The 14,776-nt window shown below is 46.1% G+C and carries 7 protein-coding genes; 6 read left to right on the top strand and 1 reads right to left on the bottom strand.

Features of this window, described 5'->3' with window-relative positions:
• The first annotated feature begins 29 nt into the window (after positions 1–29).
• The 5 genes from licT to ACE3MQ_RS06915 all read left to right on the top strand — a co-directional run bounded on the left by licT (position 30) and on the right by ACE3MQ_RS06915 (position 11,154).
• Entirely contained in the window at positions 30–878 is an 849-nt protein-coding gene (gene licT / locus ACE3MQ_RS06895) for a BglG family transcription antiterminator LicT (RefSeq protein ID WP_379391884.1), read from the top strand.
• Positions 879–1,035: 157 nt separating this feature from the next.
• Positions 1,036–2,973, top strand: a complete 1,938-nt coding sequence (locus tag ACE3MQ_RS06900) for a beta-glucoside-specific PTS transporter subunit IIABC (RefSeq protein ID WP_379391885.1) — start codon at positions 1,036–1,038, stop codon at positions 2,971–2,973.
• 52 nt (positions 2,974–3,025) lie between these two features.
• Entirely contained in the window at positions 3,026–4,492 is a 1,467-nt protein-coding gene (locus ACE3MQ_RS06905; RefSeq protein WP_379391886.1) for a glycoside hydrolase family 1 protein, read from the top strand.
• 349 nt (positions 4,493–4,841) lie between these two features.
• On the top strand, positions 4,842–5,033 hold the full coding sequence (locus ACE3MQ_RS06910) for a hypothetical protein (protein WP_379391887.1): 192 nt from the start codon (positions 4,842–4,844) through the stop codon (positions 5,031–5,033).
• On the top strand, positions 5,017–11,154 hold the full coding sequence (locus tag ACE3MQ_RS06915; RefSeq protein WP_379391888.1) for an S-layer homology domain-containing protein: 6,138 nt from the start codon (positions 5,017–5,019) through the stop codon (positions 11,152–11,154). The genes ACE3MQ_RS06910 and ACE3MQ_RS06915 overlap by 17 nt, the downstream gene beginning before the upstream one ends.
• A 513-nt stretch (positions 11,155–11,667) precedes the next feature.
• Here the strand turns inward: ACE3MQ_RS06915 and ACE3MQ_RS06920 are convergent.
• Positions 11,668–12,504, bottom strand: coding sequence for an AraC family transcriptional regulator (locus tag ACE3MQ_RS06920; RefSeq protein ID WP_379391889.1), 837 nt, complete (start codon positions 12,502–12,504; stop codon positions 11,668–11,670).
• Between the two features lie 126 nt (positions 12,505–12,630).
• On the opposite strand from ACE3MQ_RS06920, the gene ACE3MQ_RS06925 reads away from it, so the two are divergent.
• On the top strand, positions 12,631–14,664 hold the full coding sequence (locus ACE3MQ_RS06925) for a beta-galactosidase (RefSeq protein ID WP_379391890.1): 2,034 nt from the start codon (positions 12,631–12,633) through the stop codon (positions 14,662–14,664).
• Positions 14,665–14,776 lie beyond the last annotated feature (112 nt).

The raw sequence follows: 14,776 nt of genomic DNA on the forward strand, positions 1-14,776 counted from the left end.
GGACAGAATAAGAAGAAGGGGGGGTTGGCATGAAATTTATGAAGTCCCTGAATAATAACATCGCCATGGCTGTGGATGACAATGGAAATGAAGTTATTGTTGTAGGAACTGGAATTGGATTTAAAAAGGTAAAGGGTCAGAATATAGATGAGAGAGGCATCCAGAAAATTTTCAAATTCGGAAAAAATGATAAATACAGCCGACTTGATCAATTTTTCAATGAAATACCTCTAAAGATTGTGGATGTAACCGATCAAATTATTAAGCAAGGAAAGTCCTTGCTAGGAAAAACGCTAAATGATTCCATTCTTCTGACGCTGTCCGACCATTTGAACTTTGCGGTAGAAAGGACGCGAAGCGGTATTGAAATCAACAACCCTTTGCAATGGGAGATCAGGCATCTGTATCCGAAAGAATATCAAATCGGTCAACATGCTCTTTCGATTATAAAGGACGAGCTTGGTATCCAGCTGCCCGGCTCGGAAGCATCATTTATCGCTTTGCATTTTGTGAATGCGCAGTTTGATAATGGGGAAATGAATGAGACACTGCAAATTACGAAAATGATCAGCACGATTCTTGAGATCGTAAAATCCCACTTCCATTTGGAGTTGGATGACGAATCGTTGAATTATTCCAGATTTATCACGCATCTTCGCTATTTTATCGTAAGGCAAATTAATAAGGAAAGCATTGTGATCAAAGAAGAAAATTTTCTGTATGACATTCTATCGCAAAGATATCCAAGAAGCTTTGAATGTGTTCAAAAGATTAATCAATTTTTAGGCGATAACTATGGCTGGAACGTCACAAACGATGAAATGGTTTACCTGATGCTTCACATTGAGCGGGTAACTGCCCGCGCTGATGAAAATTGAATATTCTTTTACGAGGAGTGTTACTGATTCGATCAGGCACCACCCAAAAGTTCGCTGATTGTACATTTGCCGTTCAATCAGGGGTTCTTTTGGGTTTTTTTATGGACATTTTTAATGAGAACTAACAAATCCAAATGCATAGTAAGGAGCAAAAATGATGAACAATCATGAGCTGGCCAAAGAGATCATCAGACTATCCGGCGGTGAAGCAAATATCGTACAAGCCTGGCACTGCGTAACCCGGCTGCGTTTCAATTTGAAGGCCGAGGACAAAGCAAATTCCAAAGAAATCGCGAAGTTAAAGGGAGTGCTGGGAGTCCAGTTTCAGAATGGTCAATTCCAGGTCGTCATTGGGAACAATGTTGCCGCCGTGTTTGCTGAAGTAGATTCGTTGTTGGGAAACCGATCCAGTCTCCCAGAGCAACAACAGTCGAAAAGGCAAGAACGCCAAAATGTGATTAACGTTATTTTAGATACAATTTCCGGCATATTTACCCCTGTACTGCCCGCCATTATCGGGGCAGGGATGCTTAAAGGCTTTCTAGCCCTGTTCGTCACTCTGGGATGGCTATCGGCGGAAAGCGGCGAGTATAGCATTCTTAATATCGTCGGTAACGCGGCCTTCTATTTTCTGCCCTTCCTGCTCGCGGTTTCGTCTGCTAGGAAGTTCAAGGTAAATGAATTTTTAGCGATGTCCCTGGCGGGAGCAATGCTGTATCCAACCATTTTGGACGCATACCATGCAGGTCAATTAGATCCGATTCATTTCTTGTCATTGCCAGTCTCCATCGTGGCCTATAGCGAGTCAGTGATTCCTATTATTCTTGGCGTCTGGTTGATGAGCTTTATTTATCGCTGGGTAGACCGTTTCATTCCGAATGTTCTTAAAATCATTTTTACGCCGATGCTTGTCCTAATGATAACAGTTCCGTTAGTACTCATATTTATCGGGCCGCTAGGCAATTATGCCGGAGTTTATTTGGAGCAAGGGATTTCCTGGCTGTTTGCACACTCGGGTCCGCTCGCCGGTATTGTTCTCGGGGCGCTCATGCCGCTCATTGTCATGACGGGCATGCACTACGCCTTCTTCCCGGGTACTCTGCAAAGCTTGGGGAAATTAGGGTATGATGTTCTGCTTTTGCCAATCAGTCTGGTGACGAATGTTGGGCAAGCCGGTGCAGTCTTCGCTGTCTTTTTCCGGACAAAAAATAAGGAACTTAAATCAATCGCTCTTTCCAGCGGAATTTCCGCCTTATTAGGCATCACAGAGCCTGCTTTATACGGCGTAAGCTTGAAATTGAAGAAGCCTTTTTATGCCTCGTTGATCGGTGGTGCGGTTGGAGGAGGCTTTATTACCGCGGTTGGCCTGAAGTGCTTCGGTTTTGCAGTTCCGGGACTGATCTCATTGCCGCTTTATATTGATCCTGCTGGAGGTACGACGAATCTCGTTTATGCGCTGATTGGGATCGCTTTGAGCTTCGTAATTTCCTTTGTGGTGTCCCTTTTCCTTGGATTCGATGATTTGGAGAGTACTCAGGGAACGGAAATGATTCCAAAAACAGTGGCGGAAACAGTGAAAGAAGAACAAGCGAAAACACCCATGAAGGAAATATCAGCAGACCAGCAGGCCAGAGGAATTCAGTATGAGGTTTATAGTCCGTTAACTGGCGAGATTATTCCGCTTTCAGCTTTGCCGGACAAGACCTTCTCGGAAGAGCTGGCGGGCAAGGGAATTGCTATCAGACCGACCGAGGGCAAGGTGGCAGCTCCCTTCGACGGCATCGTCGCTATGGTAGGGAAGACCAAGCATGCCATGATGATCAGGTCGCATGAAGGTGTAGAAATGCTTATTCACCTGGGGCTGGAAACCGTGTCGTTAAAGGGCCGACATTTCGATGTGAAGGTAGCTGAAAATCAAGTCGTAAAGCAAGGCGATATATTAATTGAATTTGATCAAGCGGCTATTGAAGGAGAAGGGATTAATCTGGCTTCGCCTTTGATCGTAACAAATACCCCTGATTTCCTGGACGTTGTTCCCGTGAATGTTAAGGGGGTGGTTAAAATGAATGATTTATTGCTGATCGCTGTTAAATAATCATACGACTGAGATGAATAGAACTTATAATTTGGAAGGAGACAGAGTAATTATGTTGAACAAAGCTAAAGGTTTCCCGGAGAATTTCATGTGGGGCGGCGCAACAGCCGCGAATCAGCTTGAAGGAGCTTATAACTTAGATGGTAAAGGATTATCCACCTCGGATATGGCCCCCTTTGTTCCTAAGGAGGAGCGAGACGGTGCCGACTTTACGTTCGATGTGGATTCCAAGCAATTAGAAGAGTATTTGGGCGAGGACTGCCAGGTTTATTTTCCAAAAAGACAAGGCATCGATTTCTATCATCGCTATAAAGAGGATATCGCCTTATTCGCAGAAATGGGTTTTAATGTATTCAGATTATCGATTGCATGGCCGAGAATTTTCCCGACGGGCGAAGAGAGCGAGCCGAACGAAGCAGGTTTGGCCTTTTACGATAAAGTGTTTGACGAGCTGCGCAAGTACAATATTGAACCGTTAGTTACGATTTCGCATTATGAAATGCCGCTGGCTTTGACGGAGAAATATAACGGCTGGGAAAGCCGGGAACTGATTGATTTGTATTTGAAATTTGCCAACACCTTGTTTGACAGATACAAGGACAAGGTGAAATACTGGATTACCTTTAATGAGATGAATATGATGCTGACCAGCCTGTATACAGGTGGCGGGATATTAGAAGATAAAATAAAAAGCAGCAAGGAGCAGGCTGCCTACCAGGCTACACACCATCAGTTTGTCGCCAGCGCGTTAGCCGTGAAGAGTGGTCGCGAAAAAATGCCGAATGCCAAAATCGGCTGTATGATCTGCCGCTTGGAGACATACGCCGCGACTTGCAAGCCGGAAGACGTGTTGCAGACACTAAGGGAGGATCAAATGAACTTGTTCTATCCTGAGGTTCAGGTTCGGGGAGAATATCCATTCTATATGGAAAGATATTTTGCCGAGAATGATATCGTTATTCACAAAGAGCCTGGGGATGACGCTATTCTGAAAAACAACACGGTTGATTTCATTGCTTTCAGCTATTACATGACTTATCTCGGCAAATATGATCCAACGAATAAAGACAACTCGGGTTGTCTCGTCAGCCAGTTGAAAAATCCTCATCTGGAATTAAGCGAATGGGGTTGGCCAATCGATCCGACGGGCCTTCGCATTGCCTTAAATCGTCTGTATGACCGTTACCACGTGCCTCTCTTTATCGTTGAGAACGGTCTTGGGGCGATTGATGTATTAGAAGAAGACGGTCGTGTGCACGATGATTACCGGATTGACTATTTGCAAAAGCATATCGCACAAATGAAGGAAGCGATTCAGGACGGAGTGGATCTTATCGGCTATACGACGTGGGGGCCCATCGATATTATAAGCTGCTCGACCTCAGAGATGAGCAAACGTTACGGCTTTATTTACGTGGATCAGGACGATGAAGGCAAGGGCAGCTTGACGCGGTATCGGAAAGATTCATTCTACTGGTATAAAAAAGTGATTGAGAGCAATGGTGAAATTCTAGAATAGTTTAGTTAGTCTATGTGAGATTTGATATACGGGAGGGACGGTATCCTTATCATGAAAAGGTTCATGATGGAAGGGATGCCGTCCCTTCTTTTTTAGATTGTGTCTTTCATGTCTTGTTATGAATGCATTTTACGGAATTGCTGCGGCGTCATGCCGGTATTTTTGCAGAACGTAGCCATGAAATGGCGCTGTATAAGCTGCTGCCTTTTTTTGTGCTGTAAAAAGTTTTAATTGCACAAGGATAGAACCTTGTTCTTGCCAAGCAACTTAAATAACCTGCATAAAAGTCTTTAAAAACTTCATTCATCATCAGATAAGGCGATGTTAATCTTAGAACGAGTAAAAACAAATGATTGACGCTGAGAGCTTGAACGGAGAATTGGAAGCTATGCTGAAAATATTTAGGGAGGAGGCCAATTCAAGGTTAGCATGCAACGAAAAGCTCGAAGGAAATGAAGAGAGAAGGTCTGGATTTTTGAGAGATTTATTGTGGAGGAATATTTATAGTTTTATGGAGGTGCAGCATGAAAAGAACGATTAATTTTAACATGATTTGGAAGCGCTTTCTATCGGTTTCTCTTGCCTCACTAATGCTTGCTTCTTGCATTACAATACAGCCGGTATCTGTTTCGGCTTCGCCTGGTAGTGATTATCAGGTTGAAATTTTTGAAAGTGAGAGCAATGGCTTTATTCATCCTGGCATTGGTGCAACTAAATCTATACTTGAGAACATGAGAACGCAGGTATTAGCGAAGAAGGAGCCGTGGTACTCTTATTATCAAGCTATGACGGTATCTTCCGCGGCTTCGAAGACGGTGACTTCAAGCAATGCCAGCTCTAGCGACCCTACGAAGCCGGCATCATACGCCTTTAATAGCCAAGGCTTCAATTCAAGGTTTATTCAGGATGGATTAAAGGCGTATACGCAAACGTTAATGTATGTTGTTACCGGTGAAGAAGTTTACCGTAAAAATGCAATGGACATTATTCGTATTTGGTCTCAGATGGATCCTGACCAATATGAGTATTTTAATGATGCTCATATCCATACCGGTATTCCGCTGAATCGGATGGTTACCGCAGCGGAAATTTTAAGATATACCAGCTTCCAGGATAAGTCACTGGCATGGACAGAGGAGGATACCGCCAATTTTACCAATAATCTAATTAACCCGGTGATAGAAACCTTTCAGCACGATAACAACCATTTTATGAATCAGCATCTTTATCCGCTTCTTGGTGCAATGGCAGGCTATATCTTTACAGACAATAGAGAAAGATACGATGAAGCTGTTGAATGGGCGACTGTTAATAAAACGGCGCTTAACCAAGGCTTCAACGGCTCGATTAAGCGTTTATTCCGCTTGGTTGAAACGAATGAGGCAACTGGAGAAGCATTGGATCCTCCAAGAGTTCAACATGTGGAGATGGGACGAGATCAGGCTCATGGTGCAGGTGATTTAACCAACGCAGCGATTTTGGCACGAATGTTTTATGCTCAGGGAACTAAAGTAGATCCGATAGAAGGTACAGTATCCGGAGAAGATCATGCCGTAGGTTACTATGAATTTTTGGATGATCGCGTGCTGAAGGCTGCCAATTATTTTTGGCAGTTTATGCTAGGGTATGATACGCCGTGGACACCTGTGGCACATTCGATTTTTCCCGATGTAGAAGTTAAAGGCATCTATTATAAAATTTCCGACTTATATAAGGGCAGAACAAATACGGCTCTGTTTTGGGATATGTATTACTACTACAAATATGTCAGGAATATGGATGTGGCGGAAGAGGCGCCGTATTTTTATGAAGCATTTGTGAAGCGGAATCCATCCAATTATTACTATCAAGGCAACTTTACACAGGCTTGGGAAAGCGTGGATGGCGGCGGGGATTTTTGGCTTTATATTCCGCAGGAAGCCGAGGTGGAAGGAACACAATATCTTCCTAAAGAGCAAAATGCAGCATTTGTAGAGCTTGAAGAACGGTATACCGCTTTTGATCAGAACACCTTGGTTGCGCAGGATGAAGGAGTTTCGTATGTGGAGTTCAATCCCACATCTGAGGGAAGCAAAATTGCGGTTCATAATCTTGCTTTTGGAAATCGCAGCACTTCAAGCCTTGTCGGGGTGAAGTTCCGAAGCAATGGTCCGGCTGTATTGGAGCTGAGCACTGGCTTCAATGCTGAGCCGTATCATACGTTAACCTTGCCAGATACACAAAATGAGTGGAGATATATGACCTTTGATATGGGAATCAGCCATGTTTCATACGGTCAACTGCATGGAGATTTCAGCTTGGTTTACATGAATGTAAAAGGCGAAGGCACGACAGTGGGAATTGATCACTTCAATGTCAAGGCAGGGGAACAGCTGACTCCGCCCATTTTTAATACTGGAAAGTCGGATTTAGAAGTCAATGTATTTGTTGGTGCACCATTGCAGCTGGACTTCTCAGCGACCGATTCCGGTTCATCGGATGTTTTGACGTATAACATGGCTGATCTTCCGAACGGAGCTTCATTAAATGCGAATACTGGAGAATTTTTGTGGCAGCCACTGCAATCAGGGAACTATTCTTTTGTAGTAGAAGCATTTGATGGCACTACCATAGAGACCAAGAATGTAACGATAACGGTAGCTGTTGATCGAGCCGCAGCAGTCGAAGCGATCCGTTCTCTGTATGATCCGAATATGCTTTATGAGACAGCATCACTCAACTATTTTAATGAGGTATTATCTGAGACGGAAAATCTGCTGGAGACTGCTAATGATGAACAATTTGTAGAGCAGTTGAAGTCCTTGAAGGCAGCGGCCGAAAATCTTCAATGGCTTACTCCGCTGTTGAAGGATGGCAGCATGGATTATAGCAATATTGTCACCTCTACCTTTGGAGACTCCATCTCTCTTCTTGTGGATGACAATGATAATTCGTTTCCTGTCTACTCGTTGGCGCCGGATCTTTATCATATTGTAGACTTTGGCCCCGATTATAAGGTTACAGCAGAGGCTTTCGGTTTTGAAGGCAGAATGAATTTTGATGATCGAATGGCTGGTACAACGGTTTATGCCTCCAATGACGGAGTTAACTGGACAAGAATTACACCAGGACAAACGGCATTTACTAGTGAAATGTCGATGATCGAGGTGGCAGAGGAATATCAAAATTCTCAATTTCGTATGTTCAAAATCCAGATGATTGATCCGCAGCCAGATGTTTTGCACGGCAAGGTTTCCAATATGCTGGAATTAAGCGAGTTTAGAATTTTCGGGCTGCGTCATGAGACGAATAATCAATTAGCATCTGTAGCAATTAGCTCTGAGCAGGGTGTTAAAGGAAGAATTGTAAAAGGCGATAACGTCAAGCTAACGTTTGAAGCGAAAGAAGAAATCAGTGATGTTCGAGTCATGATCCAGGGGCAGGAAGTAGATACTCAGACTGAGGATAATATCAACTTTACCGCCGTTGCAACAATGGGAGATGAGGCGACAACTGGGACGATTACATTCTCGATCGATTACTTGACCCATGATGGAGCAGCCGGAGATACGGCATATTTTACTACCGATGGCTCCAAGCTGTTTCTTGCTGACGAGTCGGATCTGATCGGTGATGTACTGGAAATTGCTAGTCTTATCGACTCTACCACGGGCAGATCCGCAGCGGACACTTTGAAGCAGACAGGCTACTTATTTGACAACGACATTACCACCTTCTCTGATTATCGCTTTAATGGCGGTGGAGCGGGAGGTTATATTACTTTCGATTTTAAAGAAGGGAATGTGGTTGAGCTTAGCAGCATAGATCTGCTTGCCAGACAGGATCAGTACTATACGAGAATACGTGGTACGGTAGTGCAAGGCTCTAACGATAACGCGACATGGACGACAATTAGCAGCCCAGCATCCTCCATGGAGGAGTGGCAGCAATTGAAGATTACGGATCCAGGCTCCTACAGATATATTCGTTTATACAATTCCAGCGCTTGGTTCGGTAATATGGCTGAAGTTAAGCTTTATGGTTCTGTTACATCTGTGAGCAAGCTTGAAACGGTATCGATTAGCTCGGAGCAAGGCATACGAAACAGAATTGTTTCGGGGGATACCGTTAAATTGTCGATTAAAGCGAAAGAAGCAATCAGCGATGTTCAAGCTATGATTCAAGGGCAGGAAGCTGTAGTCAGTACGGAGGATGGTGTGAACTATACAGCAACTGCTGTTATGGAGCAAGGAGTGTCAGCAGGGCTGGTGAATTTCACCATCAACTATAAGCAGCAGGATGGAAGCGACGGCTTTCCGATTACTTCTACATCGGATTTCTCTTCGTTGATCCTTGTAGACGAGGCGAATGTCATTGAGAATGTGACAAGCATTAGTGACTTAATCGATTCTACTACAGGCAGAACAGCAGCGGACACACTGAAGCAAGTAAACAATTTGTTTGATAGTAATGCAAGCACGAATTCGGATTTCCGTGCAGGCAGCAGTTCAGGGAGTGGCAGCTATATCATTTTTGACTTCAAAGAAGGCAATGCTGTTCAACTATCCAATGTTGAATTGCTTGCCAGACAGGATCAGTATTATACGAGAATAAAAGGAACGGTAGTCCAAGGTTCCAACGATAATACGACGTGGACCAATTTAACGGCTCCAGCAGCATCTACAATGGAATGGCAAACACTTTCTATCAGCGAGAGTGCACCGTATCGTTACATTCGGATATATAACTCCGGTGCATGGTATGGCAATATGGCGGAGCTGCGTTTGCACAAGTCAGAGCCGGTAGCATTGGAGAATTTGACGATCGCGCCAGAGACCGTTTCGTTAAAGGTGGGCGATACGCAAGCGCTGAGCGTTACAGCGAACTACTCTGATGAAACGCAAACAGATGTCACTGCAATCGCAAGCTACAGCACGAGCAATGAGGCAGTAGCGACGGTAAGTGAAGCTGGCGTAGTCACAGCGGTAGCAACAGGTACGGCGGTGATTACTGTAACGTATGAAGGCGAGAGTGAAACGGTAGATGTAACAGTAACGTCAGTACTGGAGCCAGAACCAGAACCGGTAACATTGGAAGGTTTGACGATCGCGCCTGATTCCGTTTCGTTAGGGGTTGGAAGTACGCAAGCGTTGAGCGTAACAGCTAACTATTCGGACGAAACGCAAGCAGATGTAACGCCAACTGCAAGTTATAGTACGAGCAACGAGGCCGTTGCGGCGGTCAATGAAGCTGGCGTAGTAACAGCCTTATCAGCAGGCATATCGGTGATTACGGCGACGTATGAGGGAGAGAGCGCAACGGTAGGAGTGACGGTAACGTCAATACTGGAGCCAGAACCAGGATCGGTAGCATTGGAAAATTTGACGATCACACCAGAGTCAGTTTCGTTAGAGGTTGGCGAGACGCAAGCGTTGAACGTCACAGCGAACTACTCAGATGAAACACAAGCAGATGTAACGCCAACAGCAAGCTACAGCACGAGCAATGAGGCCGTGGCGACGGTCAATGAAGCTGGCGTAGTGACAGCCTTATCAACAGGCATATCGGTGATTACGGCAACGTATGAGGGCGAGAGTGCGAAGGTAGGAGTGACGGTAGCGTTAGTACTGGAGCCAGAACCCGAGCCAGAGCCGATAACATTGGAAGGTTTAACTGTAACTCCAGAGTCAGTATTGTTAAAGGCTGGAAAGACACAAACACTGACAGTCACAGCAAACTATTCAGATGATACGCAAGCAGATGTCACTGCAACCGCAAGCTACACCACAAGCAACGAGGAAGTGGCAACGGTAAGCGAGGCTGGCGTAGTGACAGCAGTGTCAGCAGGCAGAGTAACGATTACAGTAACATTTGAGGGCAGGATCGAAACGGCAGAGGTAGCGGTCATAGCTAACACAAGTGGCGGCAATACAGACAGCTCGGGAAGTGGCAACACGTCACAGCCAACAGAACCTGTTGCTCCAACGGAACCAACAGAACCAACCCAGCCAGAAACAACAAAGCCAGAAGCAACAAAGCCAGAACCATCGAAACCAGAAGCAGCAGCGCCAGCTGAACCAACGCCAGCACGCCCTGTGTTCAATGATAAAGTTGATCAGGCTTTTGTTCGAGCAATGGTTGAACGTGGGCAAAATGCTCCTGCCGTAAGCTTCAATGACGTGTCTCGATCATCTTGGAGCGCTACAGTAATTGAGCGGGCAGCTCGTATGGGCTTCGTGCTAGGCTTTACGGATGGTACATTTAGACCAGATGCCAGTGTTACTAGAGCAGAGTTTGCAACAATGGTAGCTAAAGCTTTTGGACTGACACCCACAAGCAATGCGGTATTCTTAGATACACAAGAGCATTGGGCAGCGAAAGAGATTGCAGCATTGAAGGAGCAGGGCATCCTTGCGGGATATAGTGATGGCACATTCCGTCCTAATCAGCAAATTACTCGTGCGGAAATGGTAGCAATTCTTGCTCGTTTAACGAATTATGTGCCGGCAGAGTCATCCCCGTTCTCTGATATTGAATCTAGCTGGGCAGCAGATGCGATTGATGCGTTTGCTGTGGCTGGAATCGTGTCAGGCAAGGAAGACGGTAAATTCGCTCCTGCAGATGCAGCTTCGCGCGCGGAGGCTGTTGCGATTATCGTGCGTTTGCTGGATAAGTTGAGTTAACCTTATTCACATATCCGCCTTACGGCCATGGCCATCGTCCTCCACGCTATTCAACGGATGGTTGTATAGGGTTATACGGAGGCGAAAACAAGCGGAATCCGACCTTGTCGACTGCAGCAACAGTTTTGAACGAAAAATCATACAAAGGCGTGCGCAAGGCGGTCGGCAGTATAGTTTTGTACGAAAAATCATACAATTTCGAAAGAACATTTCACACGGCTGCTTTTACCGTAAAATCTATAGTTTAACTTATCATAGATAAGATATTGGCTTAAAAATTAAAATAAATCTGCTTAAAGTAAGTCAGATTATAAAAACATTTGCAAGATGGCCCAGAAGATGGAGTACTCCGTATTCTGGGCCTTTTTGTATAAGCCCCCCTAGTCTGACTGGGGTTCAGGAAAGCTTATAGCTACGAGTAGCCATTCCCATCCTTTGAACTCGGATATGATTTAAGTTCATGATGGAAGGGATGCCGTCCCTTCTTTTTTAGATTGTGACTTTCATGTCTTGTTATGAATGCATTTTACGGAATTGCTGCGGCGTCATACCGGTATTCTTGCGGAACGTAGCCACGAAATGGCTTGGATCTCGGAATCCGGTATGCTCCGCGATCGCGGCCACCGTTAATTCGGAACGGCTGGCCAGCAGCTCCTTCGCTTTGTGAATGCGCATCTGCACGAAGTAGGCGTACGGGGACAGGCCAAAAGCCCGCTGAAATAGCTTGCTTAACTGGCGGCCTGACATTTGCGCGATTTCGGCGAGATCATCCAGCCCGACATCGCTGTCCCGGAAGCTTTTCTCCATCCATTTCAACACGGGGATTAGTCTTTCGATGTTGCGTGATGCTGACGTCTGGCTAATTTGGCCGTATTTGCTTAGCAGGCCAAGGAAACGATAGGCATCCGTGGACGTGTCGAGCCCGAACATATCGGTGTCCGTATCTAGTCTGGCGAGCATATGGCTCAGCAGGGGAACGAAGGGCGAATCGGAATCCAGGCGATATGGCGTTGAAGTCTGCACGCCAAAGGAAGATATAATATGCGCAGCGGCCTCGCCGCCAAACGTTAAATAATAAGTACGCCATATCCCCGCAGGGGAAGCCTCATAGCTATGTGGCAGACCTGGAGGCAGCAGTATCCCCATTCCTTCTGTCAGCTTGACCATTTCGTTGGCATAATTCAGAATTCCCTCGCCTTCCTCGGTCTGAATCCAATGATAGCGGGGATACCCGTCTGGCCGGGTGATTTGCTCCTGTACCGGATTATAGCCAAGGCTTTCTACACTGATCGGAAGACCCGCACTGCCGGAGGGGGAAAATACAAACCGGCGCATCGCTTTTGCACTCATTAGGATCACCTGCTTGTTAAAGTTCCATATTATTATATCCTTAATCAATAATATTATATATATAGCAGAAAACGAAGATATTACAATGATAATATAATTATATTTCATTAAAGGATGTGTATTGCATTGATTAATGATAAGCTGCCAAAGATTTGGTACGGCGGGGACTATAATCCGGAGCAATGGGGGCCGGAGGTGTGGAGCGAGGATGACCGCATGTTCAAGCTGGCGGGCATTGATGTAGCGACAATTAACGTTTTTGCCTGGGCTCTCCTTCAGCCCGATGAAGAAACCTACGATTTCACGGCCTTGGATGCCACGATAGATCGGTTGTATAACAATGGGGTATACGTCTGCTTGGGTACAAGCACGGCAGCTCATCCAGCTTGGATGGCGAAAAAATACCCCGATGTGACGCGTGTGGACGTACAGGGCAGAAAGCGCAAGTTCGGCGGCAGACATAATTCCTGCCCGAACAGCCCGACCTATCGCAAATACTCCACTCGCATTGCCGGAAAGCTGGCAGAGCGTTATAAGGATCATCCTGCCGTTTTAGTTTGGCATGTGTCCAATGAGTACGGCGGCTATTGCTATTGCGACAACTGCGCCAAGGCCTTCCGCGTATGGCTTAAGAAACGCTACAGTACGATTGAGAATTTGAACAAGGCTTGGAATACGCGCTTCTGGGGACATACTTTTTATGAGTGGGATGAAGTGGTTCAGCCGAGTGAGCTGAGTGAAGAATGGAGCGGCAACCGCACGAACTTCCAAGGCATCTCTCTTGACTACCGCAGATTTATGAACGACAGCTTGCTGGAGTGCTATAAACTGGAGCATGATGAGATTAAGAAGCATACTCCTCATATTCCAATAACGACGAATCTGATGGGAACCTACCCGGAGCTGGATTACTTCAAGTGGGGCAAGGCGATGGACGTTGTCTCCTGGGACAACTATCCATCCCTTGATACACCAATCAGCTTCACGGCGATGAGCCATGATTTGATGCGCGGACTTAAAAGCGGCCAGCCGTTCATGCTCATGGAGCAAACGCCGAGCCAGCAAAACTGGCAAGCTTATAACTCGTTGAAGCGGCCGGGCGTGATGCGCTTGTGGAGCTATCAGGCCGTTGCCAGAGGAGCGGATACGGTGATGTTTTTCCAATTGCGCCGTTCCATCGGGGCCTGCGAGAAGTACCATGGTGCGGTTATTGAGCACGTTGGACACGAGCATACGCGGGTATTCCGGGAATGTGCGGAGCTAGGGCGCGAATTGCAGCAGTTGTCCGACAAGCTGATCGACGCGAGAACGGAAGCCAAGGTGGCGATCGTGTACGACTGGGAAAACCGTTGGGCAACGGAATTGTCGAGCGGTCCGACCGTCGCTTTGAATTATGTGAATGAAGTGCATAAGTATTACGATGCGCTCTTTAAATTGAATATTGAGGCAGACATGGTAAGTGTAGAGGAAGATTTCAGCAAATACGATCTGGTGATTGCTCCCGTGATGTATATGGTGAAGCAAGGCTTTGCCAAAAAAACGGAGGAGTTCGTAGCGAATGGCGGGACGTTCGTAACGACCTTCTTCAGCGGTATCGTCAATGAGAACGACATCGTTACGTTAGGAGGATATCCTGGAGAGCTGCGCTCCCTGCTGGGGATTTGGGCGGAAGAGATTGATGCGCTGTTCCCGGATCAGAAGAACCGAGTCGTGATGAAGCAGCCATGGGGAGAACTCCAGGGCGAATATGAATGCGGTCTGCTTTGCGATCTGATTCACTCCGAAGGAGCAGAGGTTCTGGCCGAGTATGGCGATGATTTCTATCAGGGCATGCCTGTTCTAACAAAAAATCAATTTGGCTCCGGCCAAGCCTACTATGTAGCCAGCAGCCCGGAAGAATCTTTCCTGCAGGGCTTCCTCTCCAACTTATGTGCGGAGAAAGGGATTAAGCCTCTGGCTGCGGCGCCGGCCGGCGTAGAAGTCGCACGGCGGGTGAAGAATGGCATGGAATACTTGTTCCTGCTTAACCACAACGCCGAAGCTGCCAGCGTCGATATCGGCTCTACGGATAAGAAAGATCTGCTGGCGAATGAGCTCGTCTCCGGTTCCGTTACCGTTCCTGGACGCGGAGTCGTTATTTTGGAAGGCGCGCAGCAATAATTGGCTGACGGCTGAATTAGCATTATAAGTTTGACATGATGATGAACCGCAGATCCTTAGGGAATTTGCGGTTCATTTATTTAACAGCAAAAATTATTTCATGTAGGAGAAT

Source organism: Paenibacillus lentus (genome assembly GCF_042714055.1).
GTDB lineage: Bacteria > Bacillota > Bacilli > Paenibacillales > Paenibacillaceae > Fontibacillus > Fontibacillus lentus_A.

Coding starts and splice junctions, on each gene's coding strand:
- licT (WP_379391884.1), top strand. CDS start 30: ATGAAATTTATGAAGTCCCTGAATAATAACATCGCCATGGCTGTGGAT.
- ACE3MQ_RS06915 (WP_379391888.1), top strand. CDS start 5,017: ATGAAAAGAACGATTAATTTTAACATGATTTGGAAGCGCTTTCTATCG.
- ACE3MQ_RS06905 (WP_379391886.1), top strand. CDS start 3,026: ATGTTGAACAAAGCTAAAGGTTTCCCGGAGAATTTCATGTGGGGCGGC.
- ACE3MQ_RS06910 (WP_379391887.1), top strand. CDS start 4,842: ATGATTGACGCTGAGAGCTTGAACGGAGAATTGGAAGCTATGCTGAAA.
- ACE3MQ_RS06920 (WP_379391889.1), bottom strand. CDS start 12,504: ATGAGTGCAAAAGCGATGCGCCGGTTTGTATTTTCCCCCTCCGGCAGT.
- ACE3MQ_RS06900 (WP_379391885.1), top strand. CDS start 1,036: ATGAACAATCATGAGCTGGCCAAAGAGATCATCAGACTATCCGGCGGT.